Annotated in this window: 2 protein-coding genes; one reads left to right on the top strand and one right to left on the bottom strand. The window is 66.5% G+C overall.

Features of this window, described 5'->3' with window-relative positions; all coding sequences use genetic code 11:
• Positions 1-383: 383 nt before the first annotated feature.
• Positions 384-713: a divalent-cation tolerance protein CutA gene (cutA, locus tag NBZ83_RS31845; RefSeq protein WP_200912964.1), complete on the top strand. Its 330-nt coding sequence runs from the start codon at positions 384-386 to the stop codon at positions 711-713.
• Here cutA and NBZ83_RS31840 read toward each other — a convergent pair.
• Complete coding sequence (locus tag NBZ83_RS31840) at positions 710-1,783, bottom strand: NsdA family TPR-like regulatory protein (protein WP_498041100.1); 1,074 nt, start codon at positions 1,781-1,783, stop codon at positions 710-712. The genes cutA and NBZ83_RS31840 overlap by 4 nt on opposite strands.
• Positions 1,784-1,940 lie beyond the last annotated feature (157 nt).

The following is a 1,940-nucleotide window of genomic DNA, read 5'->3' as shown; positions in this document are numbered from 1 at the left end:
GCCGCGGGCCACCCGGTGGGCGGTGCGGGGGCGTAGCCGGTAGCGGCGGGTGAACTCGACGGCGATCTCGTCGTGGCTCATCCCGACCGCGCGCATCCGTTCCCGCAGCGCGTCCTGTTCCACCCGCCGGCTCGGCCTACTCATGACAACGCCGCACATCCTCTCCGGTCCCGGACACGATCTCGTGTCCGGGACCCGCCACCTGTCGTTCCAAACTGGCCGTTTCACGGTAGCCGCCGTGTCACGCATCGAACAGGACGGGATGGCGCTTTTCGTTGTCCCCCTCGTTCATGGCGTCGCTGAGGAACGGTGCAGAGCGTTCGCGACGTCCAGCTGACCAGCTGCGTGTCAGGGTACGGGGCGGCCCTCTAGGCTGTTTCGATGTGACTGACTTTGTGCAGGTGTCGACGGCGACGGAGACCCGTGAGGCAGCCGTGGCGCTGGCGCAGTCCGCCGTGCGAGCGCGTCTCGCCGCGGGTGCCCAGATCGTCGGCCCGGTGGTCTCGGTGTTCTGGCATCACGGCGAGTTCGGGTCCGGGGAGGAGTGGCAACTACTCCTCAAGGCTCGCGCCGACCGATATTCTGATCTTCAGGCGCACTTGCTGGCTCACCATCCATGGAGTAATCCGGAAATTATCGCCGTACCGATCCTGGAGGGGTCGAAGGCGTATCTGGACTGGGTGGCCCAGACGACGGAGCCTGGCCAGTCCTAGCCGAGCCCGAGCGCTTTCGCCTGATCCAGGGTTTCCCGGACTCGGGGGATCGCCCGGTGCGGGTCGAGGTGACGAAGAACCGGCTTGATCCTCTGGCGAGGTCGGACCGATGCCACGCCAGCGGAAAGATCCAATACACGGCCAGCGACGCTCGCGGCTTGCTCAACTTCGTCGGCAGCAAGGTACGCGTCGGCGAGCCAGGTGAGGTAAAGCGACTTGTCGCGTGCGCGGACCTCATCGAAGTTGTCCAGAACTCTCTCCAGCACGGGCACAGCGCGAAGAGGTCGCCGCAGTTCGGCCCAGCAGCGCCCCGTCATGATCGATATCTCGTTGTGGTCGACCCATGCGGCCCAGTCCGGTTGGGGTTCCTCGCTGTCCTCGGCAACGGCCGTCTCGGCGGTCGTGAGGGCTCGTTCGGTCTCGCGCACGTCGCCAATGATCGCGTAGGCCCAGGCGAGACGCTCGAAGAGCAGCGCTCTGACCGCGCTGGGCGCGTCGGTGCCCGCGACCTGGCATGATCTGACGGCGAGCCCGACCGCCGCACGCCTATCATCTCGGCCGGATTGATAGGCAAGATAGGCCAACGCATTGCCGGCCAAGGGCGCGTCGCCAGCCGCGACGGCGCGCTCATGCGACTCCTTGTACAGACGGCTGGCCTCGGTGTGGTTACCTGCGTCAAAGGCCGCCCAACCCGCCTGCTGGGCCTGTTCGGCGAGTACGGACAGCAGGGCCCGCCCCGTGGCTTCGTCGTAGCTGGAGTTCTGGACGATGGCGCTCGTGGCTTCGTACTCGGCGAGATAAAGATCGTAGGTCTCGCCGCCACCGAGAATGTCATCGAGCCGGCGAAGGCGGGCAGTGCGGCGGCGGAGCTGCTCAGGAAGATCCGCGCCAAGTCGGTGTCGGCGTCCCGACAGATCCTTAGTGATCGTTGGCGACGTGGGGATCCGCCGCGCGAGGGCCTGATCGAGACCTCGCGGATCATCCGGCGGGTACACCGAGTGATCCACAGTTGGAACTGACCCAGAGGCGCTCTCCAGCGATCTGCTGCCGTCGGTCTTCGCTCCAGGCATCGAATGCAACCGGTCTGCCCGACGTGCCGTGTTGATCAGCAGCGTGTCGGCGGGGGGATCTGTTCGCGGTCGTCGAGGTCGAGGAGGTTGTCGATGCTGGTGCCGTAGACCTCGGCGAGTAGGGCGAGCATCTGCGGGGTGGGGCGCCGTCGGGGTG

This window comes from Frankia gtarii, assembly GCF_025403375.1.
GTDB lineage: Bacteria > Actinomycetota > Actinomycetes > Frankiales > Frankiaceae > Frankia > Frankia gtarii.
The sequence above is the reverse complement of the archived record's forward strand: the minus strand, read 5'-3'. Positions and strand labels throughout refer to the sequence as shown.